The sequence below is a fragment of the Neobacillus sp. PS3-34 genome, assembly GCF_030915465.1.
In the GTDB taxonomy this organism is placed as follows: domain Bacteria; phylum Bacillota; class Bacilli; order Bacillales; family Cytobacillaceae; genus Neobacillus_A.
Genome location: NZ_CP133267.1, coordinates 2533778 through 2555438 on the forward strand (window position 1 = coordinate 2533778; position 21661 = coordinate 2555438).

Here is a 21661-nt window from a genome sequence, read left to right on the forward strand (position 1 = left end):
GTAATAATTGGCTTGGATAAAAGTGATAAGAAACCTAGATATTTCTATTAATTTGTATTATTATAGGAAATGTGAGAAATGATTGTAAAAAAGCCATTTAGAATCATAAACTCATATTTTTGCTAAAGTTTCCGGGAATTAGAGTTAAAGGTTGATATTCCCAAAAGGCTTTAGTATAATAGTTGTTAAGTTTGATAGGCAATAATTCGCTATAATTCGACGGATTATTGTACTACTTATATAGTGAAAGGGGAAAATTCAACTTATGAAAAAGAAAGCTATCAAAATCGCTGCTGCATCCGCAGTTGCTGCATCCGCGTTCGTAGCTGCACTACCACACCAGGCAGATGCTGCTAGCAACGTACAATCAGAAGTAAGCAAAGCTGTTACAGCAATGCAAAAAGCGTACCACACTTACAGCGATGTTACTGCTACTGGTAAATTCGCTGACCTAGCAGATGTCTACAAAGACTACAATGCTGCTAAGGTTGCTTACAACAACGCTAAAGCTCTTGTATTAAAAGCTGGCGGGCCATTGAAAGATGCTTACCTTGCACAATTAGATGTTAACTACAACGAGTATATCGCTAAGCGTGTTGTTACATACATTGACGCTTTCAACTATGGTACTACTCTTGCATCTAAAAAAGCTGCACTTGACACAGCACTTGCTGCTAAAAACTGGGATGATGCTGAAAAGCTTTACCACTCAATCTCTTATGAGCTAAAGACTCGTACAGTTATCCTTGACCGTGTATACGGAAAAACTGCTCGCGAACTTCTTCGCAGCGAATTCAAGGCTTCTGCTCAAGCTCTTCGCGACAGCATCATGCACGAAGTAACTTTGAAAATGTATGCTGCAAAGGTTACTAGCGCAATTGCTGCTAAGGATCTCGATGCTGCTAAAGCAGCACTTGATGTTGTAAATGTTGAACTTACAAAAATCAACAAAGACAGCGAATTCGGCAAAGCACTAGTTGCTAAAGCTGCTGAAGTTAACGCTGCTTACGAAGCTACTCAATCTGCAAAGGTTGCTAGCGTAACTGCTCTTAACAGCACAACTTTAGTTGTTAAGTTCAACAAAGAAATCGACAAAACAGATGCTACATCTAACAAGTTCAGCCTTGAAGGCAAAACTTTAAATACAGTTTCTGTAGCTGATGACAACAAAACAGTTACGTTAACTTTCAACAATATTGAAGGATCTGTTCTTGCTCTAGTTGTTGAGCCTATCAAAACTAAAGCTGACGCTACTGTGAAAACTGACCGTTTTGTGTCAAAATTAACTTATTCTGATACAGTTGCTCCAAGCGTTTCTAACGTAGATTACACTTACTCTGCTGATGGAAAAACTGCTGATGCAACTTTCACTTTCAGCGAGCCACTATCTACTGAAGGTACTGTTTCAGTAAATGGAACAACTAACGGTGTAACTTACAGTAAAGACCTTGCAAAAGGTACAGTTACAGTTACAGGTTTAACAGTTGGTTCAACTTACAAAGTTGATTTCGTAGGTGCTAAAGACGTAAAGGGCAACCTTTCTAACCCTATCACTCAAAACATCACTGTTCCTGCTCAAGTGAAAGATGAAGCGAAGCCAACTGCATCTGTTTCTGTATCTGCAAACAAAGTAACTCTTCAATTCTCTGAAAAAGTTTCTACACTTGGAACTGTAACAATCAATGGAACTAACTATGCTGCTAGCTTCGTTCAAGATGCTACAGATGCAACTAAGTATGTATTAGATGCTCAAACTGCTGGTGCATTAAATGGAGTTAACTTCCTAAATGCTACTATCGTTGTTGACGGATTCAAAGACGTTGCAGGCAACCAAGGTGACAAGGTTACTTCTTCTGCTACATTAACTGCTGACAGAACTGCTCCTGCATTTGTTTCTGCTGCAGTAACTAGCGATAACTCTAAGATCCTATTAACTTTTGACGGCCCTGTTGCAGCTGGTGACCTTTCTGCTACTGACGAGCTAGTTCTAAAAGTTAAAGACGGTGTTACTTTAACAACTGGAAACACTACTGACCTTACAGCTGCAAACGTAGCTTACGGTTATGATGTTGACAAAAACGGTACTATTGAAGGCGCTGAAAAGAATGTTGTTGCGATCAGCAATGCATTAACTAAAGGTTCTTACTCTTACGAACTAGCTGGAAAAGCAGTTCAAGACAGCTATGGCAACAAAGTTGCTAACACATTATCATTTGCTTTGAATGTTGCTGACCCAACAACAACTCCAGGAACTCCAACTGCAGTTGTTAACTTCAGCAGTGTGTCTGTAGCTAACGGTGTTATCACTGTTACTTACAATAAAGAAATGGGCGATTCTGCTCTAGTTGCAAGCAACTATAAGTTTGCTGGAAATACACTTCCAAGCACAGCAACACTTAAGTTCATCAACTCTCGTCAAAATGTTCAAATCACATTACCAGATGGCTATATCGCTGTTAACGGTACTTATGCATTTGAAGTTACTGGCGTAACTGATAAAGATAACAACACTCTTGTAAACGGTAAAGCTACTGCTTTCGTTGATGCAAAAGAAAACATTGCTCCAACAGCTACTAAAGTTAACGTACTAAGCAGCAAAACTTTCAGCGTTGACTTCTCAGAAGCACTTACTGACACAAATACTGTATCAGGTGTAACTGTTAAAGTTAACGGTGTTGCTGTTACTGGTACACTTGCAGTAGTAGGTGGCAAACTTCAGTTCACAGCTACTAATGATTTTGCAGCTACTGATGCAATCACTGTTGAATTCGCTGCAACTAACAACCTAACAGACCTTAACGGTAACTCTGTTAAAACTGGAACTGTTACGAAGTAATTTGTAATAGCCTAAATAAAAAGCCTGCAGCCCAGCTGCAGGCTTTTTTGTGTAAAAAAGAGGTCTAGGAATCACCTAATAAACTTCCAGGTGACAGGCACCATCCAAAATTTAGGAATCTATTTATTGGCTTAATTTGTAAAACGTGTTATAAATAGTATTATAGATTTTAAAATGGCAGGACGCTTTATGAAACGATAAAGCGTTTATTTTTTTCAAATATGGGGTGGTTACAGCACGATGAGATTTTTCAAGCTACTTATGACAATGGTAATTTTGATTTCCTTTTTTCCAGCCCGCTTTAGCGCGGAAACTACAGATTGTAATGGGATAAAGCGGGGCCAGAAAATTTATTGGGAAGGGATTCAGCTTGTACCTGGGCAGATTGGCAAGCTTAATATTTTAAAAGACACTTCTCTTTATAGATTCACAGAGGGAAGCATGCTTCAGGATAAAATCCTGAAAAAGAGCAGTACATATCGAATTTATACATTTAGATCGGACTATTTGGGTGTCGGCGGAGGTTATTTTGTAAAACGTGATGCAAAGATAAACTATAAGACTCCGACTAAAGCAAAATTACTTGCAGTAAAATGTGCATCAGGTAAAAGTGAGCCGGTAACACCACCGGTTAAGCCTCCCGTTACGCCTCCCGTTACGCCACCGGTCACTCCACCAATCGAACCACCTGTGACACCGGAAGAACCCTCATCTGTTACGCCGGTAGATTTAGGGCCTCAGGTTTTTAATTTAAGTACGATGGCCTCCAAGGCAGGGATGGATAACAACGGAAATGCCTATTTATATGTCATTCTTCATGGTACGCCGACCTCTTTGGCCGTTCTCGACTTGAACACCAATCATGTAAAGGAAGTTTTTCCGCTTTCAAACTCTACAAGCGCTTGGGGAATGGATGTCGATAAGGACGGGATTCTTTGGATAGGCGGGACCAGTAATGGCAACTTGTATAGTTATAATCCGAATACGAACGAGCTGAAGGACTATGGAAATATGCTTGAGGGAAGTGGAGATACTACCATCCAGGATTTGGTTGCGACTGATCAATATGTGTTCGGGGCAACAGCGTACGGTGCGAATGTGGTTGCTTTTAATAAACAAACACAAAAGAGAGAATTTCTGCTTCCAACGGTTCCGGGAAAAAAATTCGCTAAATCAATTACATTTGATCCTGTTAACCAGGATATTTATGTAAGCAGTGGACCATCTGCAGAGATTTTGAGATGGAGCCTTTCGACAGGAATAAAAGCATCGATCCTATCCCAAGGCTATGAAAATGAATCCTATGCTGAAAAAATGAAATGGATTGACGGATATGTAGCGATAAAATACTATCCTTCCAAAAGAGCAAACATTTACAAGGCAGCTACTGGAGAATACCAAAGCACTTTTACGGTCGATTCAAGGGGATTTTCACCAAAGGATAGCCAAACGAATGAATTCTATTACACCTATCAGGGCAGCATTTACGCATACAGCCTTGAAAACGGAACGTTCAGAAACACGTACATGAAGCTGCCGAGCCTGAAGAATGCCCTGTCTCTGGATTTCGTCACGTTAAAAAATAATCCTTCGCAGAACGTTTTAACGGGATTAATCGACAACAAAGGGACCTATTATTTATTCAATCCGATTACAAACCAATTGAAAATTAAGAAGGCATCATTTTCTTCACAGCCGGTAGACTTGAATTTGATTTTTTCCAGCCCGGATAAAAGGTATATCTATGTCAATGGCTTTATGACTGGTGGGTTGACCCAGTATGACACTCTTGATAAAACGAGTGTGCAATTCAGCTCAATCAGCCAGCTGGAAAGTGCAGTGTTTTTAAATGGCAAGCTTTATGGAGGTGCATATCCATCGGCGAGGTTAATGGAAATAAGCCCTGGCCAATCGTGGGATGAATCATTGTCCAGAGAGATCATTTCCTTGACTAAATATGGCCAGGAAAGAATTACATCGATGACTAGCTTTAGTGATCATTTATTTGCTGGAACCTATGCTCAAACCTCATTAAATGGCGGGCTTCTACTTGATTATAATCCGAATACAGGGCAGTATTTTGTTTATGAAAATTATATCAAAAATCAAAGTATCATCAGTTTGTTAACGGATGGCTCAAAGATTTATGGAGGGACGTCTGTACATGCGAACTATCAAAGATCAGCAGACGATGCAAAGCTCTTCCGTTTTGATCCGCTTAATCCAGCGGCAGTTGAGATCATTAATCTGCCTGTTAAGGCCTCTATGGTGATGTCGCTTATTAAAGGGCCACAAGGGGAGATCTGGGGAGCTGCCGATGGAACCATTTTTGCATACAACCCGGAGGATAAATCGTTTAAAACGGTAAAACTACTAAACGCTATTTCTGGAAGATTCGCCAATGCAAAGCTTCTTTTTGGTAACGATGGTTATCTCTATGGAACCATTGAGGGTAATCTTTTTAAATTAAATCCAAACAATATGGTCCCAGAAATCTTAATGGAAAGTGGCGCCTACGACATCGCACAGGACGCCAGCGGAAACATCTACTTCCGAAACCTGGCAAACCTCTACATGTACCCACCAGAAATTTCCGGGTGACAGGCACCTTCCAGGTGTTTACCAGGTGACAGGCACCATCCAAAAGATTTCCAAACAAAAGCCACCAGCATCGATGCTGGTGGCTTTTTGTGTTATGCGAATAATCTCTGTATTAGCCAAATTAGGCCAAGGATAAAGATCAATACGGATCCGATTCTCATATAATCTCTATATTTAACGGCTTTCTGCAATTTCATCAGTACTGGGATGATAAGCAGGACGATGAGTAACTGAATGAATTCAATTCCGAGATTAAAGTTTATTAACGCTACGGCCAGGTTTGATTTTGGGAGATTCATATCTTTTAAAATACTGGCAAATCCTAATCCGTGGATTAAACCAAATCCAAATGTGATGGCCCAGCGGTAATTAATTTTTCTCTTAAAGATATTTTCTATCGCAACATAACAAATACTTAATGCGATGCAGGATTCCACTAATTTAGAAGGAATATCTGCAATCCCCAAAACGGCTAGAGTTAATGTGATGCTATGGGCAATGGTGAATGCTGTAACAGTTCCGATGTATTGCTTAACCGTTTGCCTGCCAATCAACAGTGCCAATAAAAATAATAAATGATCATAGCCTGTTAAAATATGAAAAATACCAAGCTTGAAAAATGATAACCAGGAGGAAGCAGCAGGCTTTTCCGCCTTGGGCTGCTGGGCTTGCACCTGGCTGGAATCGGGCTGGCCTGCTTGTCCATCCATCGTTTGCTGCTCTTGTTGATCCTCGGTGAGCAGCATGGTCCAGGTCCTGTCCGTTCCTTGAATCGCAGCCTCACTGGTTCCGCCCGCATATTTAGCTGTTAATAGATCCACATAATTGGTCGTTCCTGAATCCCCTGAATATAATCCGTCACTATAGCTAATGGTATCACCAGGGGCGAAAGCCGGATAAGTCAAATAAAAGGAAAGGAAGATTTTGTTTTGCTTTTTAACAAGCTTCATTTTTTTTACATTCGGGGTTAGTTCCTTATTGTTTTTATCGAGTGCTAAAGATTCAATAATTACTGACTCAATTTTATTCTTACCGCTTTTTACTTCCGCCCGGCTAAGAACATAGTTTTTATTTTTGTCGACCCCAGGGATTAATTCGATGACTGAAATCGTATCGATTGAAAAAGTGGCCTTTGTACTTTTTTTATTAAGGTCTAAATTTGTAAAACTGGCACTGTAATTATGGGCAAATGTATTTTGTGGTAAATATAACATTAAAAGGAAAAACGTTACAAAAGAACTAAAAATTATTCTTTTTGGAAGTATTGTTTTAACGCGATTTGTTATTCTTGGATAGTATTTCATCACAAAAATCCCCCTAGGTTTCCGTGTTTTTATAGGCAATAAATATAATAAAACTACATTCATATAATCATATTCTGCATGTATTTGTATACAGTAAAAGAGTAAATATTTATATAGTTTTTACAAAACTGATATTTCTTTTAACTTAAAAAAATTGTAGAATTATAGTAGTGTGATCAAAACTATGAAAGGAAGGAAATTCTAACTTTTTTACTAAGATTTTTCCAAAAAAAGTTATTCATATTTTAATAAAGGATGGCTGATGAATGAAGAAAATAATTAGAAAGAACTATAAGCGCTGGACAAGCACGTTCTTGGCAGCTCTTTTGTTGGTCAGCACGTTTTTGCCAAGCAGTTTAATGGGCAGGGCAAGTGCGGCTGTCGCCAATCATGTTGTAATCTCACAGGTCTTTGGCGGTGGAGGCAATTCAGGGGCTCCATATAATAAGGATTTCATAGAGTTATATAATCCTACTGATGCTGCTGTACCTCTTAGTAATTGGTCTATACAGTATGCCTCAACAGCCGGAACAACTTGGCAAGTAACTCCTTTAGCCGGAACAATTCAGCCGCATGGCTATTATTTAATTACTGAAGCATCAGGTGGAGCAAATGGAATCGATCTTCCAACAGCGGATGCTTCAGGTGCAATCACGATGGCTGCGGGGGCAGGAAAAGTAGCTTTGTTTAACAATCAAACAACCGCTGCTTCAGGTTCAATGCCTGCAGGTGCAGTTGACTTGGTTGGATATGGAACTGGAACTGTAGGCTTTGAAGGAACTGGACCTACCCAAACCATTTCAGCTACAAAGAGCGCTCAGCGTCGCCCCTATGAAGGTGTAGATCCAGCCCCTACAAAAGGCAACGCATGGGATACAGATGACAACGCAACTGACTTCTTTGTTGGAGCTGTAGCTGCTCCAAAAAACACTGCAAGCCCAGCGGAAACTCCTTTTGTTCCGAATTTCAGCTTGCAGCCTAAAGGAATCAATATTCAATTTTTACAACAAACTGGTTCTATAAAAGTAACAGGTACTGCGGATGCAGTTGCAGGAAATTCAATTGTAAAATTTTACGAAAGCGCTACCAAAGGAACAGCACTTGGAACAACCACTGCAGCCTCTGATGGTTCTTTTGACGTAACGATCACGACTACAAAAGTTTTAACTTCTGTGTTTGTTGCAGCTACACAGGCTGGCAAAGACGAAAGCCCGGCGGTCGAAGTGAACGTGGCGAAAGCCAGCACAGCCGTCGTACAGGCAAAGTTAAGCTATTTCGTCTCAAATGGTAAAGGCACATTAGTAGGCGGTGCAGGTGCGGCAGCAGCCCAATCCATTATAAATGTCTACCCAAATGATACAGCGAACAAAACTGAAAAATTAGTGGCAGATGAGATTAAAGCGGGCGCAGCAGGTGATTTTTCAGTAACCTTCAACAATGCTCCTGATACTGTTTATGTAACACAGCTGTCGAGCAGCACGAAGGGAATCATGCTGGAAAGCGTTCCTACTTCGATTTTGAAAGCAGATACAAGCATGGTAACGCCACTAAGCGATGTCCGGACGTTTGATACAAAGGGACAGCCGGTCAACCTAAATAAGTTCTATACGATTGAAGGCGTCGCGACAGTTGATAATCAAATATTAGGTACACAAAAGCAAAATTTCTACATTCAAGATAATACTGGCGGAATTAATATCTTCCATACTTCCTATGATCCAGGCTTCTCCGTCGTAAAAGGCGACAAGCTGCACATCACAGGTAAAGTTCTTTACTATAACGGTTTAACAGAATTCGAGCCAGTATCGATGGAAAAAATCAGTGAAGGCAACCCGATACCGGCAGCAAGAGAGCTAACACTCTTAGATTCAATCACTTTTGCAACAGCAGAGCCACTTGAAGGAAGCCTTGTAAACGTAACAGGTAAGGTTTCTGCCTCGGTAGCGAGCGGAGCAAACTACAATGTTACATTCGTTGATGAAAACAATAAAACCACTACCCTAAGGGTAATGGATAAAACAGGCATCAAGCCTGACACGGATCTTGTAACTGGAAAAAGCTACACGGTTACAGGTGTCATGGGCCAATACACAACAAATGTTTCCGCAACAAGTGGTTATCAGATTTACCCTCGTGATGTAAAAGACATCGCATCGGTTCTGCAAATCACGCATACAGCTTTAACAAAGGTATATCAAAATGCCAATGTTGAATTCGAAGCAAATGCCGATGGCGCGGAGTCTGTAACGGTATATTACCGTGCAAAAGGCACAACAGCAGAATATAGAGCTCTTCCAATGGCTAAGGGCAGCGAAGGCCGCTATACGGCTACTTTGGAAGCAGCTAATGTTCCTGAAGATGGATTCGAGTACTATATTGAAGCAAAAGCAGGAACTAAAACACAGGCAGCTGGTTCCAGCGCAGCTCCATTTATAGTCGAATTAATACCGGACCAAGAAGGACCGGTCATTAACGGCGAAACACCTCAAGGTGGTACGAAGGTAGAAAGTCCTCACCCGGAAATTTCTGCATTAATCAACGATCCAAGCGGTGTTGACGAAGCTTCCGTTCATTTCTGGTTTGATGGCAACGAATTAACAGCACCAGCAGCAACAATCAACAAAAATCAGGTGAAATACACGCCTGAAGAAGATCTTACACTCGGTTTGCATACTGTTAAGGTAACTGCAGCTGACTTGAAGCACAATCCGACCACCTATGAGTGGACATTTGAAGTGGTTCCACGTTTCACAGGCGGTCATCACTATCGTGGTACGACACATAACCACACCAATATTTCACACGATGCATCCGGAACACCGGAAGATGCTTTAAAAGCTGGTAAAGCGCATCATTACGATTGGTTTGCATTCTCAGATCATTCACATGACATTGACCCTACCCTTCTTGGCCAGGATACTGTAGACCATAAAGGCATGCAGGAGCGTACTGGCGGAGAGCAATGGCAATTAACGAAGGACCTTGCAAAGAAATATACGAAAAATGACGATTATGTTGTTTTCCCTGCTTTTGAAATGACCTCCACTACATGGGGACATTCCAATATCTTTGGAACAGACAATTTCATTGACCGTAATATCAATGGCAAGCAATATCAGGATTTGAACAAGTATTATGCTTGGGTTATGACCTACGACGATATCGTCGGACAATTTAACCACCCAGACATGTCAGCAAATGCATTCAATAATTTTAAGCCTTACAACAAAGACCTGGACAAGCTATTTACGATGCTTGAGGTTGGTAACGGTTCTGGACACTATGGATATGCAAATGCGGATAAAAAGTTCTACTCTGCACTTGATTTAGGCTGGCATGTTGCCCCTACTTACGGTGAGGATAACCACGAAGGAACTTGGGGACAAACAAATGCACGTACAGTTATTGTCGCTGATGATCTTTCCCAGGAATCCCTCATGCATTCAATGCGCAATATGCGCGTGTACATGGAGGAAGATCCAAACTTCACGTTGGACGTCCTTGCAAATGGCTTCTATATGGGTTCAACGGTTGACAGCAAATCACTGAAATTCAACATCTCAGGAAGCGACCTGGTTGCTGAAGCGCATAATGACAGCGACTATAACTATCTTCCAACTTCCTACAAGTCAGATGATCGAATTGCTAAAGTAGAGTTGATCACAAACGGCGGAACGGTTGTAGATTCCATCACGCCAATGACAAAGGATTTCAAATGGAATCCGACTTACACAGTAACTGGCGGCCAGCAGTGGTTCGTCGTAAAAGTAACTCAAATGGATGGCGAAAGAATTTATTCTTCACCTATCTGGTCAAAAGAACAGGCTGTCGATGTCAAAGTAAATGGCATTGATATCACGGGCGATGTTATCGTTGGAGGAAACCCTGCTTCGTTAAAGGCTACTGTTGCTAATAACGGAACAGAAACAGTGAAAAACCTGAAGGTAGACTTTTACTATGATGAAGTGAACCAGGATCATTTCATTGGTACAAATACGATTTCTTCTATCCTGACAAAGAGCTCTGCAGCAGCAACAGCAACATGGGCCAACCCTGTAAACGGTGACCATAAGCTGATTGTCGTTGTCACCTCGAATGACGGACTGGACATTGGCGATGTGAAATATGAAATGCCGGTGAAAATTAAAGAACCGCTTGGAATCAAGGTGTTAATCGATGCTAATCATGGCAATGAAAACTCTTCTGGTGACAGCGGAACGTATAAGGATAATTTAAAATCCTTCACACTTCTTCTTCAAAAAGAAGGTTACACGGTTGCAGAAAACAAACAGGCGTTAACTAGTGATGTGTTAAGCAATGTTAAAATTTTAGTGCTTACTCATCCGAGAACAGCTTTGACTGCTGATGAAAGAACAGCCGTCGCAAATTTTGTGAAAAATGGCGGTTCCTTATTAATGGCAGGAAAGAGCAATAATAGCACGGATCCAACGATCAATAACTCCTTGTTAGGTGACATTGGATCAGCGATTCGTATGGGCAATGACGGAGTATTTGATGACAGTAAATCAGGAAACTTCTGGGGTGACCCTAAGTTATCTCCTTATGCGGTCAGGGTACATCCAGGACTCGTTTCCAACTTCATTACCGACCGCGTGTCGTTTGTTGATTACTACAGCGGAACAAGCTTGTCCGGTGTGAATAATCAGCCGCTAACGGAAAATGGCAAGGTCGTTATTTTGGCAAAAGGTAACGAAACCACTTACCAGGGCAATATCAAAGGCGGTTACACGTACGATAATGTTTCCGATGCAACAGGCGGATCTGCGATTCCATTAATTGCTTCAGAGAAAATCGACAAAGGCCGTGTGATTGTATCCGGTATGAATATTTTCAATGACAAGCAGATGGATCAGTCATTTGAACCAAAGGGCAATGATGAGTTCTCATTGAATGCCATCAACTGGCTTGCAAATCGTGAGACGAAGGTCACCAACATTTCTGATGTTCGCAAATTAGCGGACGATACAGAAGCGGTGATCGAAGGTACCGTTACAACAGCAGCAGGTGTATTCTTCGATGCTTTCTATGTCCAGGATGATACTGGCGGAATCATGGCATATAAAGAAGCTCCTGAAGGCTCATTAAAAACGGGTGACAGAGTTCGTGTTTATGGACACGTGAAAACGTATGAGACGAATACAGAGTTTGAATTCAACACTTTCGCAGCAGATGTGATCAAAATTGGACACGTCGATCCATTGCTTCCGAAGCAAGTAGCAACAGGTTCTGCTACTACTGAGGAAAATCAAGGATTGCTCGTAAAAGTAACAGGTAAAGTCGTTTCCAAATATGATGAAAATTCATATGTAATAAATGACGGCTCCGGACCAGTCCTCGTGTTTACAGATGGTTACATCGTGAACCAGAGCGGACCAGTTCCAGACCTGCAAGTTGGCGATACACTTGAAGCAGTAGCGCTTTCCGGCAAGTTCGTCGAAGGAAATCGTCTCCGTGTTCGCGATACAAAGGAACTCGTTGGCACGAAAATGACTGCAGAGCAGGCAGCAGCCAAGACAGAAGCGGAAGCAAAGCTTGCATTGATTTTAGGTGCAGACGAAATTACCTATACGAATCAAGCAGATGTTCAATCAGCAGTAGATCAAGCGAAAGCGGCAATCACTGCAGCATTAACAGCTGGCTGGGGACAATTTGAAGTTGAAGCATTTGCTGGCTACGGAAAAATTGCCGGAGCTGAAGCGAAAATCGCTCAATTGGAAACAGCAAAAGCAGATGCAAAAACAGAGGCGGAAGCAAAGCTTGCATTGATAAAAGATGCAGGCCAAATCACATACAGCGATAAATCAGCAGTACAAACGGCCATAAGCGATGCAAATGCGGCTATCGCAGCAGCATTATCTCATGGCTGGACACAGACTGATGTTGAAGGCTTTGCAGGCTACGAAAAAATTGCGGCCGCAGAAGCTAAATTGGCTGAACTGGAAACAGTAAAAGCGGAAGCAAAAACAACAACAGAAACAAAGCTAGGATTAATTCCAGACGCAAGCCAAATTACACACGGCACTGTAAAAGCTGCCCAATCAGCGGTAGATGAAGCAAAAGCTGCGATTACAGCAGCATTCGCTGCAGGCTGGATGCTGACAGAGGTAGAAAGCTTCAATGGCTATGGCAAACTTGCATTAGCTGAAGCGAAAATCGCCCAGCTAACAGATGCCAAATCAGCCGCAAAATCCGTTGCAGTTACTAAACTTTCAGCCATCCTAAGTTCAGGCAACATTAACTACAGTAATAGAGCAGCAGTACAGTTAGCAGTAAATGAAGCAAAATTAGCTATTCAATCTGCATTGTCTACAGGCTGGACTCAAGCAGAAGTAGAAAACTTCCCAGGCTATGAGAAAATTGCTGTTACAGAAGCAAAAATAGCTGCGCTTGAGAAGGAAGAAGCGGATGTTATAGCACAACAGGAAGCAAAAGCCAAAGCAGAGGCAGAAGCGAAGGCAAGAGCTGAAGCAGAAGCGAAGGCAAAAGCAGAGGCAGAAGCAAAAGCTAAGGCAGAAGCAGAAGCAAAAGCCAAGGCAGAAGCAGAAGCGAAAGCCAAAGCAGAGGCAGCTGCAAAAGCTAAGGCAGAAGCAGAAGCTAAAGCAGCAGCCAAAGCGGCAGCAGAAGCAGCTGCCAAAGCAGCACAAGAAGCAGCAATGCAGAAAAAAGCACTGGAAATCCAAAAACAGGCAGATAAGAACATCAAGGATTACAAAGCTGCCCTAAACGTACTTCCAAAGCTTAATCAATATACTGCTTCTATTAAAGTAGACAGCAAAGGAAAAGTGGACCCAGCTAAATTAGCAAGTGCCCTTGGCCAATACCAGGCTGTCGTAGCAGAATTAAACCGTGCGCAGAAAACAGCTCTTGCCACATCAACAGTTGCAAATGCTGCAATCCTATTGAACAAAAAGGTAAGTGACAAAGTCATTGCTGACTTCGTCAAAAAATCTGTTACCTCTTCCAAGCAGGTAGACAGCATCATCAAAACGCTAAGCAGCAAAAAAATCAACACCACAGAACTAAACAAACTATCTGCCGAACTTAAGAAACAAAAGAAATAAGTTTGGTAGTTTGGGTGATTTAGTTGGGTGCAGGCACCAATCTATTGTAAGAGGCTATCGCGGATCACGCGATAGCCTTTTTCTTTGAGGACCGTTTCGGGGGATGAGGTAATTGTCTTAGGTTTTGGACAAAGCCGGGCGGATGAGCGACTGGAGTGCCCAATAAAGTGGATCTATTGGACAGAACCTGGTTCATGCGCGGCGGAAATGTCCGATAAAGTGGTCTTATTGGACAAAACCCGGCAGGAGAACCGGCAAAATGTCCAATAAAGTGGTCTTGAGGACAAACCCTGCCAGGGAACGGAAAATCTGTCTTCAAAAGAGGTCTTGAGGACAAAACCAGCTCAAGGAACGGAAAATCTGTCTTCAAAAGAGGTCTTGAGGACATAACCAGCTCAAGGAACGGAAAATCTGTCTTCAATAAGGGGTCTTGAGGACAAAACCAGCTCAAGGAACGGAAAATCTGTCTTCAATAAGAGGTCTTGAGGACAAAACCAGCTCAAAGAACGGAAAATCTGTCTTCAATAAGAGGTCTTGAGGACAAAACCAGCTCAAGGAACGGAAAATCTGTCTTCAATAAGGGGTCTTGAGGAAAAAACCTTCAAATTGAGCAGGAAGAATTACCAGACGCCAGGAACCATCCAAATAATTGGAAGGTTTAATTCAGGAAAAATTTAGAAATTTTTGCACCTAATGATTCTCAGTGTTTGATATTATTTACATAATTACTTGGGAGGCGATATTATGAGCGATATTTCTTTAACGTATTTTCTCGGAGGAGGAGCAATCCTTTTGGCGGTTTTTCTAATCGTATTAATTTCAACGATTGTTGGGATTATTCGAATGAACATTACTACTTATAAAAAATGTCCTAGTTGTTCAGAGAAAATGGCAAACGGAGTAATTATATGTAAATCATGTGGTGTTAATATGAATAGTCTTCAAGACTATACCTATCTGACGAATGCATCATTTGCTAGAAGGGTGAAAAATTATGTGGACAATCTTCATCCAAATCGGCCCGCAGCTTTGGCTATCTTGCAATGCTAATTTTCTTAGTAGGTTTCGCAATTGTAGCAATATTTAAATGAACTTCTATGTCTTAATCGTAAAGAATTTAACACGATTTAATGTTTAAGTCGTGGTTGCAGCCTTAATGAAGAAGGTGAACCTAATAACAAAAGATAGAATGATAAAAATTTCAGTATTGTTTACGTTATTGCTTCCAATCCTTGTACCTGATTTGAATCCAATAAAATTTAGTAGTGCCTTTTATCAAGCTTCATATGGATTTCCATTCAATTATATAAAAATGTATGTAGGCACACGGACATCGTGGTTGATACCACAAATTTTCACAGGAAATAAAGGGGTTGGCATTTTTGCTGTACCTGCCGTTATTAACTTTTTTCTATTTTATGGGATGTTATATTGGGTTAATAAAAAATTCTTTAAAAGCAAGCCATCTTAAGCAAATCGAGGCGAAGAAAAGTTGGAGAAAACAAATAATAAATCTATTGCAGCATTAACCTTAGGAATATTATCAATACTCTTGCCTTATATAGCCTAATCCTTGGCGTTATCGGGATGGTCATCTCATTCAAAAGTATGGCAGAGATTAATAGCTCACATGAAAAAGGCAGAGGGTTGGCTGTTTCAGGAAGGGTTTGCAGCATTGTCGGGATTTGTATTCAGGTACTCCTCATCCTGCTGATGATTCTGGGGTTTGCTTCGTATTATGTCACTACAAAAACTATAGAGAGAAATTGATTGGAACTAATTACACTTATAAATTCATAGGGCTTCACAAAATCATCGCCATTTTCATGGTCGTAATGCGTTTAGAAAATTATCGATGAAACAAGCGCAACAACGCCAACAATGGCCATTATTTCAAGAGTGAAAAAGAGGCAGCCATTTCCTGAAAATAGAGACAGAATGGATCCCCCTATGAAAAGAAACACTTTTCGCGCCTTATTCATTTCCTTGTGTTCCTCATCCCACTCATACCAATTGTTTAGGATAATCAGAGAGGAGAATCCTACAATAGCAAAGAGAATACATAATCCTGTCAATGAATCCAAGGGTTCACGTCCTTTTCCTATAAAGCCTTCAAGAAATTATTTTCTATATTATACCATTTAAGGTGAAAGAGTTGTTTTTATAAAAGATTTAAAGGAGAACAAGATGAAATTTTTTTCATTGTTAATGTATCTGTGCTTTTGGGGCATTTTGTATTCATTTGATCTTATTAAATGAGGTTATATTTTTACTGAAGGGAACTTCTCATTAACGAAGTTCCCTTAATATTTTCAGGATCAAGATTTTTTCAAAAAAAACAGAGACCTTCCTCTCTGTTTTTACAATATGGCGCCATTACCAATGGGCCATAAAGGAATAGACCTTTTCTTGTGGAGAATGGCCACTAAAATTCACATATCCAATCATGGTGTCCCTAGAATCCCTATGGATGATTGTCAGGATTCCTTTTTGTGCATCAACTGGGCGTATCCCTGTTACCGCTGAAACAAAATTTCCAGCAACCTCAATGTCTGTACTTTTAAGCAGGTGTCATTATGAATAAAATGATTCAAATTTTATCATCAAAACAGTTAATCGCCGTGTTTTCATTTTGTTCATTGCTTAACTATTATTTAATCGCTGTTTTTATTGCGGTCAACTATGATGTGGCGAATGAATTAGCCGGCGGTCCTGCAAGCATGTTTACGGCTTTTACATTTCGCCCAATAGCCGCTGCAGGACTGGCCTTTCCTCACTTATAAATTACTAAACAGCTATACTAAAAAGGGAAAATACCTGATATGTGCGGTGGGAGTTTCGATTCAAATCCTTCTGACAACAGCTTCAATCGTGTGCGTATTAAGGGTGATTTTTTATGTGTAAATCAAATTGGGATAGGAGGAGATTAAATGACTGCTTCAGAAAAGCATTGCAGAAGTTGTGGCGGAAGTTCGTTTGTCCAGGGATCCGATTATATCCAGCTTCGTCCATTGAACAAAAAAATGGCGTTTGGGTCTGAGAAAATCTATACGGTTTGCCTCGATTGTGGAGAGGTTTTATCGATAAAGATTATGAACCCGGAGAAGTTGAAATCTAAGGAGTAGTGTAAAACTACTAAAATTTCAGGCAATGAAATAATTCCGAAACAATCTCTATTTATAATTCAACCTGTAATACTCATTTCTTTTACAAGGAGGATGGAAAATGGTTAGCATTAAAAAGACGTTGATTGGGACAGCCCTGGGAGCGACGCTTATCTTTGGTGCGGTAGGCTCGGCGTTTGCTGCTCAGCCCGCAGTAGATAAGGCAGCAAAAAGAGTGGAGTTAAAACAGCAAGCAAAAGCTCAAGGAATGACGGTAAAAGAATTAAAAGCAGAGCTGAAAAAACAAAAAGAAGAACAGAAACAACTAAAGGCAGCACAAAAAGAACAGCGTAAAAAAGCTCATGAAGCGAAATTAGCAGAAAAAGAAAAGCGCAAACAAGCCCAGGAAGCGAAGCTAGCGCAAAAAGCACAGAAATTGGGAATTACAGTAGAAGAATTAAAAGCGAAACTCAAAGCGAAGAAAGCAGCAAAAAAATAATCAAATAAAGAAGAAGCCATTTTCATGATGGCTTCTTCTTTTGCATTCAATTAAGAGGTAAATGGAAGGTATACAGTAAAGGTGGTTCCTTTTCCAACGGCAGAGTCGACTGAAATACGCCCTCCCATTATTTCTACCAAGTGTTTGGTAATGGTTAAGCCCAAGCCGCTGCGTTCCCGGTGTGACATTCTCGAAGGATCTCCGGTATAAAACCTTTCCCAAATATGTGGTAACATTTCCGGGGCGATCCCCACTCCCGTGTCTGAAATTTTGAGTTCCAATTCGCTATTAATCAATCTGGCAGCAACTGAGATCGTCCCGTATTCCGGCGTGTGGCGTATCGCATTGTCTAATAAATTAAAGATAATTTGTTTTAATCTTTCGGGGTCACCCAGTATCTTTGGTGGTTCATGTTCATGCACAACAGAGAATATAATGTTTTTTTCTATCATACGGACATTCACACTATCTGATACACTGCTAATGACCGAATCTATACGGATCTCCATCGGTTGAAGGGTGATTCGTCCTGATTCAATTGCTGCTAGATCAAGCATCGTAGTAAGAAGTGAATTCAATCGGAAAAGTTCACGATGACAAATGTCCAAATACTGTTTATGCCGATCAGGAGGTATAACACCTTCCATCATCCCTTGAATAAATCCTCTTACCGATGTGAGTGGGGTTCGCAGCTCATGAGAAACATTGGCAATCAAGTCCTTACGCATATCCTCCAATTTCCCCAATTGATCTGCCATTTCATTGAATGTAGTGGCGAGCTGGCCCACTTCATCTGTCCGCTCAACCCGAATGCGCTCCTTGAAATCGCCTTGTCCAATTAGCTTTGCCGCATGATTCATCTGCAGGAGTGGCGTGGAGAATCTTCGTGAAAGCAAATAAAGAACACCCGTAGTCGGTACGGCAATGATGAGCGAAATCAAAAAGACTAGCCTGGATACTTCCGTTGTCGGTATTTCCTGGACGGGGGTATGAAGAAACAGCCCTCCAATAATATGATTCTGTTGTTTAATCGGGACTCCAACGGTTAAGAGCATTTCATTACTTGATTTCTCGAAAGGGCCAACAAGCCGAATTCTTTCTCCCTTCAGCACTTGTTCCAAAATCTTCGGATCCTTGATGTCGTTTTTTCTAAGCAGCTTATTTTTTCGTTTATTTATTTTTTTAAAGGTCTCATTTTGGTTAATCAACAAAATATCTGTTCTAATATTATAGAAATGTTTATTGTTTTTTATCAGGTTTCCAAGTGATGGGTTGTCGTTATTTTCTTGAAGTGTTTCCACGATTTTTTCTGCTTGTTGATTAAGGAAGGATTCCTTTCTGTCCAAAAGTAGCTCCTGAAGGGAAAAATTCAAGAGAATAGCCAATAAACAAAATCCAATCAGTGTCGTACCGATATAATACACTAATAGCTGAGGGAAGATTGATTTAAATTTCATTGTTTGTCATTCACCCTAAACTTATAGCCGATTCCTCGGACAGTATCAATCTTCCAGTTTTCGCCATCATTGGCCAATTTGCTTCGCAATCGTGTAACGAAAACATCAACCACGCGATCTTCCCCCATATAGTCCTCTCCCCAGACTAAATCCAATAGCTGCTGGCGTTCAAACACTTGATTTGGATGCTTAGTAAAAACCAATAGGAGCTGAAATTCACGAGGCGTTAAGTCGATAAGCTCATTTCGGTTTGTCACAATGTGGCTTAGCGTATCAACCTTTAAAGATCCATATACATGGCTGGCAGCAGAAATTCTTTGTGGGCTGCTATTGGAATGGCGCCTTCTTAAAAGAGCGATCACTCTTGCAATGAGTTCATTCGGGTCAAAGGGTTTCACAAGATAGTCATCTGCTCCAATAGTTAATCCCTGGACTTTATCTTCACTCTGTTCTCTCGCGGTTAACATGATAATGGGAATATCGCTGCTATCCCGGACCGCTTTGCAAACCTCCCAGCCACTTATTTTTGGCAGCATAATATCAAGAATCATACAGTGAATTTCGTTTTCCTGGAGTAGGTTCAATGCGTCTTGTCCATTGTAGGCAGACAGAACCTGAAAGCCTTTATTTGTAAGATAAAGTTCAATCATTTCGGTAATATACATATCATCGTCTACTACCAAAACCGTATGATCCTGTGGGATAATCGTTTTATTCATACCTTTAACCTCTAAATCTTAGATTCTGTCATAATTATACAATATAATTATTTAAAAATTATGAATTTTAAAAAGGGGAGCTCTAATTATTTTTCAAATAAATAAAAAATGTGTTACAAGGTATTTCGCCTAGAGGAATCGAATTACCATTAAGCGGATAGTTAGAATACATAAGGTGGAATGAGCGATGGATATTAAAGTATTTGGAGAGAAAGAGGACGGCAGGGAATACATATGGAGACCCGCCGTTTACGGTGTGATATTCAATGAGGAGAAAAACCGAATAGCTGTTATTCAAGCGGATGGAGGCAAGTATTTTCTACCTGGCGGAGGCATAGAAAATAATGAAACACACGAACAGTGCCTGAAGCGAGAGATCGTTGAAGAAATGGGAATGGAAGTGGAAATCGGCCGCTATATAGGCAGTGCCCAAAGATACTTTTTTTTTACTAAAGATTTTCGCCACTATCTTAGCGAGGGCCATTTTTATCTAGGCACCTTGGGGAAACGGCTCGGTCAGCCAATAGAGGATGACCACTTTCTTGAATGGCTGGAACCAAATCAAGCAATTGGATGCCTATTTCATGAGCATCAGAGCTGGGCTGTTAAGGAACTATTTGGTGGTTTTTAATGGGGGCCAGGGATGTGGGGGTTAAAAACAAATGAGTTGAGGAGTAATGAAAATGTTTGTTGTTAAAGAAGGAACATTATATTCTGACGGACATTTAGATCTTTTGGTTAAGTGGTTATATAAGGGGGATGGCGAACATGGGAACATTCCATTCTATGGCTGCGTTCTATTTTTAGCAGGGACCGATATCAGGGTAGGGTCGATTGTGTTAAGAATTGGAGACATGATGGCTTCAAAAGCGTTTTACTATGATTGTCATATCGGCTATCGAATTAATGAAGAGTACAGGGGACGAGGATTTGCTTTAAGAGCATGTAAACTTATAAGTAATCTAGCAAAATTGCATGATATGACTGAACTTTACATTACGTGTAACGATCAAAATTCCGCTTCAATTAAAGTAATTGAAAAACTGGATGCGAAATTTTTAGAGACAATCCTTATCCCAAAGGAATATCTAGATGAACATGATCAAAGTAATAAAAGAAACCGATACATATGGAAATTAGATTAATTTATTTGTGTATTTGGAGGTGATTTTATGAAAGTTAACAATGTTGATCATCGCCCTTGGCCAATCCCATCCAAGCCTTGGGTCATGAAACAAACATGGCATGACCTGCTCTTTGCACATTGGGAAATTGACTTAGAAATAATAAAGCCACTTATTCCGAAATCATTAGATATAGATACATATGAGGGCAAAGCATGGATTGGCGTAGTCCCTTTTCAAATGAGTGGTATCCGACTGAGAAATCTACCTGAAATACCGTATACCTCAACATTCCCTGAGTTGAATGTTCGGACTTATGTCACTTATAGAGGAGAAAAACCTGGGGTATTCTTTTTCAGCTTAGATGCTGCAAATTTGGTTGCGGTAAAGACAGCAAGAAAATTTTTTCGATTACCTTATTACTATGCTGATATTTTGGTTGAGAAGGAAAAGGAGACTGTTTTTTATCACTCCAAGCGAAGGGATTCTTCAGACCAATTTATTTTTAAAGGGAATTATACACCTGTATCTGCTAGGTTCGAGGCAGAACTAAATTCTATAGATTACTGGCTAACTGAAAGATACTGTTTATATACGACACACCATAATCGACTATATCGAGGAGAGATTAGCCATCAACCCTGGCAGTTACAGTTGGCGAATGCAGAAATTTCTATGAATTCAATGGTTGATATCCCTGGATTTAGCCCTTGCGATTCGCAGCCTTTATTACACTATTCGAATCGATTGGATGTCTTGCTTTGGGGACTTGAAGAACTGGGATAATAAATTAAACTAGTCCTATTAATAGAAGGACTTTATTGGACAAAACGATCGGATCCAAAGTTCATACTGTCCAATAGAAAGTCTTTATTGGACAAAACGGTCGGCCTAAAGCTCATACTGTCCAATAGAAAGATTTTATTGGACAAAAC

Annotated in this window: 14 protein-coding genes; 10 read left to right on the forward strand and 4 right to left on the reverse strand. The window is 40.5% G+C overall.

Annotated features, from left to right (window positions below; translation table 11 throughout):
• Positions 1-265: 265 nt before the first annotated feature.
• Both RCG23_RS13175 and RCG23_RS13180 read left to right on the forward strand, forming a co-directional pair.
• The gene (locus RCG23_RS13175) at positions 266-2836 is read left to right on the forward strand and encodes an Ig-like domain-containing protein (protein ID WP_308176054.1); all 2571 of its coding nucleotides are present in this window, start codon (positions 266-268) and stop codon (positions 2834-2836) included.
• A gap of 240 nt (positions 2837-3076) precedes the next feature.
• Positions 3077-5437: an NHL repeat-containing protein gene (locus tag RCG23_RS13180; protein WP_308176055.1), complete on the forward strand. Its 2361-nt coding sequence runs from the start codon at positions 3077-3079 to the stop codon at positions 5435-5437.
• A gap of 92 nt (positions 5438-5529) precedes the next feature.
• Here RCG23_RS13180 and RCG23_RS13185 read toward each other — a convergent pair whose 3' ends face one another.
• Positions 5530-6741 (reverse strand): HupE/UreJ family protein, encoded by a 1212-nt coding sequence (locus RCG23_RS13185; protein ID WP_308180056.1) that lies wholly within the window; start codon positions 6739-6741, stop codon positions 5530-5532.
• Between the two features lie 266 nt (positions 6742-7007).
• On the opposite strand from RCG23_RS13185, the gene RCG23_RS13190 reads away from it, so the two are divergent.
• Together RCG23_RS13190 and RCG23_RS13195 are read left to right on the forward strand one after the other, a co-directional pair.
• Entirely contained in the window at positions 7008-13823 is a 6816-nt protein-coding gene (locus RCG23_RS13190) for a lamin tail domain-containing protein (protein ID WP_308176056.1), read from the forward strand.
• Positions 13824-14567: 744 nt separating this feature from the next.
• Positions 14568-14873 carry a hypothetical protein gene (locus tag RCG23_RS13195; RefSeq protein ID WP_308176057.1) on the forward strand — a complete coding sequence of 102 codons (306 nt, stop codon included), beginning with the start codon at positions 14568-14570 and terminating at the stop codon, positions 14871-14873.
• 791 nt (positions 14874-15664) lie between these two features.
• On the opposite strand, the gene RCG23_RS13200 is transcribed toward RCG23_RS13195, so the two are convergent.
• Positions 15665-15907, reverse strand: coding sequence for a hypothetical protein (locus tag RCG23_RS13200; protein WP_308176058.1), 243 nt, complete (start codon positions 15905-15907; stop codon positions 15665-15667).
• A 492-nt stretch (positions 15908-16399) separates the two neighbouring features.
• Between RCG23_RS13200 and RCG23_RS13205 the strand changes: the two genes are divergently transcribed.
• The 3 genes from RCG23_RS13205 (at position 16400) to RCG23_RS13215 (ending at position 17426) form a co-directional block, all read left to right on the forward strand.
• A complete protein-coding gene (locus RCG23_RS13205; protein WP_308176059.1) occupies positions 16400-16606 on the forward strand; it encodes a hypothetical protein in 207 nt (68 codons plus the stop codon).
• Positions 16607-16753: 147 nt separating this feature from the next.
• Positions 16754-16948: a hypothetical protein gene (locus tag RCG23_RS13210; protein ID WP_308176060.1), complete on the forward strand. Its 195-nt coding sequence runs from the start codon at positions 16754-16756 to the stop codon at positions 16946-16948.
• A 100-nt stretch (positions 16949-17048) separates the two neighbouring features.
• Positions 17049-17426, forward strand: a complete 378-nt coding sequence (locus RCG23_RS13215) for a hypothetical protein (RefSeq protein ID WP_308176061.1) — start codon at positions 17049-17051, stop codon at positions 17424-17426.
• 50 nt (positions 17427-17476) lie between these two features.
• Here the strand turns inward: RCG23_RS13215 and RCG23_RS13220 are convergent, their stop codons facing one another.
• On the reverse strand, positions 17477-18883 hold the full coding sequence (locus RCG23_RS13220) for an ATP-binding protein (protein WP_308176062.1): 1407 nt from the start codon (positions 18881-18883) through the stop codon (positions 17477-17479).
• Positions 18880-19602, reverse strand: a complete 723-nt coding sequence (locus RCG23_RS13225) for a response regulator transcription factor (RefSeq protein WP_308176063.1) — start codon at positions 19600-19602, stop codon at positions 18880-18882. Before RCG23_RS13225 ends, RCG23_RS13220 begins: the two co-directional genes overlap by 4 nt.
• Positions 19603-19789: 187 nt before the next feature.
• Between RCG23_RS13225 and RCG23_RS13230 the strand changes: the two genes are divergently transcribed.
• From RCG23_RS13230 to RCG23_RS13240, 3 genes are read left to right on the forward strand one after another with little or no spacing between them, the layout of a single operon-like run.
• Positions 19790-20233: an NUDIX hydrolase gene (locus RCG23_RS13230; protein WP_308176064.1), complete on the forward strand. Its 444-nt coding sequence runs from the start codon at positions 19790-19792 to the stop codon at positions 20231-20233.
• A gap of 52 nt (positions 20234-20285) precedes the next feature.
• A complete protein-coding gene (locus RCG23_RS13235; RefSeq protein WP_308176065.1) occupies positions 20286-20747 on the forward strand; it encodes a GNAT family N-acetyltransferase in 462 nt (153 codons plus the stop codon).
• Positions 20748-20774: 27 nt separating this feature from the next.
• Positions 20775-21512 carry a YqjF family protein gene (locus RCG23_RS13240; protein ID WP_308176066.1) on the forward strand — a complete coding sequence of 246 codons (738 nt, stop codon included), beginning with the start codon at positions 20775-20777 and terminating at the stop codon, positions 21510-21512.
• Positions 21513-21661 lie beyond the last annotated feature (149 nt).

Coding starts and splice junctions, on each gene's coding strand:
- RCG23_RS13175 (WP_308176054.1), top strand. CDS start 266: ATGAAAAAGAAAGCTATCAAAATCGCTGCTGCATCCGCAGTTGCTGCA.
- RCG23_RS13205 (WP_308176059.1), top strand. CDS start 16,400: ATGAATAAAATGATTCAAATTTTATCATCAAAACAGTTAATCGCCGTG.
- RCG23_RS13235 (WP_308176065.1), top strand. CDS start 20,286: ATGTTTGTTGTTAAAGAAGGAACATTATATTCTGACGGACATTTAGAT.
- RCG23_RS13220 (WP_308176062.1), bottom strand. CDS start 18,883: ATGAAATTTAAATCAATCTTCCCTCAGCTATTAGTGTATTATATCGGT.
- RCG23_RS13210 (WP_308176060.1), top strand. CDS start 16,754: ATGACTGCTTCAGAAAAGCATTGCAGAAGTTGTGGCGGAAGTTCGTTT.
- RCG23_RS13190 (WP_308176056.1), top strand. CDS start 7,008: ATGAAGAAAATAATTAGAAAGAACTATAAGCGCTGGACAAGCACGTTC.
- RCG23_RS13225 (WP_308176063.1), bottom strand. CDS start 19,602: ATGAATAAAACGATTATCCCACAGGATCATACGGTTTTGGTAGTAGAC.
- RCG23_RS13195 (WP_308176057.1), top strand. CDS start 14,568: ATGAGCGATATTTCTTTAACGTATTTTCTCGGAGGAGGAGCAATCCTT.
- RCG23_RS13215 (WP_308176061.1), top strand. CDS start 17,049: ATGGTTAGCATTAAAAAGACGTTGATTGGGACAGCCCTGGGAGCGACG.
- RCG23_RS13230 (WP_308176064.1), top strand. CDS start 19,790: ATGGATATTAAAGTATTTGGAGAGAAAGAGGACGGCAGGGAATACATA.
- RCG23_RS13185 (WP_308180056.1), bottom strand. CDS start 6,741: ATGAAATACTATCCAAGAATAACAAATCGCGTTAAAACAATACTTCCA.
- RCG23_RS13240 (WP_308176066.1), top strand. CDS start 20,775: ATGAAAGTTAACAATGTTGATCATCGCCCTTGGCCAATCCCATCCAAG.
- RCG23_RS13180 (WP_308176055.1), top strand. CDS start 3,077: ATGAGATTTTTCAAGCTACTTATGACAATGGTAATTTTGATTTCCTTT.